This window comes from Brachybacterium sp. AOP3-A1-3 (genome assembly GCF_052378285.1).
Classification (GTDB): domain Bacteria; phylum Actinomycetota; class Actinomycetes; order Actinomycetales; family Dermabacteraceae; genus Brachybacterium.
Genome location: NZ_JBQSXM010000068.1, coordinates 1 through 505, shown reverse-complemented (window position 1 = coordinate 505; position 505 = coordinate 1). Strand labels below are relative to the sequence as shown.

Here is a 505-nt window from a genome sequence, read left to right as displayed (position 1 = left end):
GCGCCGCGGGTCGGTGTCCGCGCTCTCGGAGATCTGCCCCAAGAGCGCGTGCGCTTTTCCCATGATCTCCAACGCCGTCCGCGTCATCGACAACTCCACCTCGGCCTTCCGCAGTTGCGCCTTCAACCGGGCGTTCTCGGCCTGCGCGGCGCTGGGACGACCGACCGCTTCGCCGGGGTTCTTGCCCTCCAGCAGACCCGCGTCGCGCTGCTTGCGCCACTCCGAGATCAGCGACGAGTACAGGCCATGTCGGCGCAGGTATCCCGCGCCCTCACCCGTCTCGCACGCGACCTCGTACTCGGACAGGTACTGCAACTTCTGGCCCGGCGAGAACGAACGCCGACGCGTCGGCCCGTCCGGGATCGAGGGTGCGCTCACGACTCCATCATCGGCCGCGACGACCGCGACCGGGGAACTCAAACTCATCAGATTGGTGATCCTTCAACTCGCCCCACGAGGCGGACTTGCTATAAACCGGTGGACTCACTCAACCCTGACACGTAGG

1 protein-coding gene is annotated in these 505 nt (G+C 66.3%); it reads right to left on the bottom strand.

Going from position 1 to position 505, the window contains the following annotated elements; all coding sequences use genetic code 11:
* The coding region (locus ACT3T5_RS19615; protein ID WP_444595336.1) for a transposase at positions 1-426 on the bottom strand (426 nt) is incomplete at its 3' end.
* Positions 427-505 lie beyond the last annotated feature (79 nt).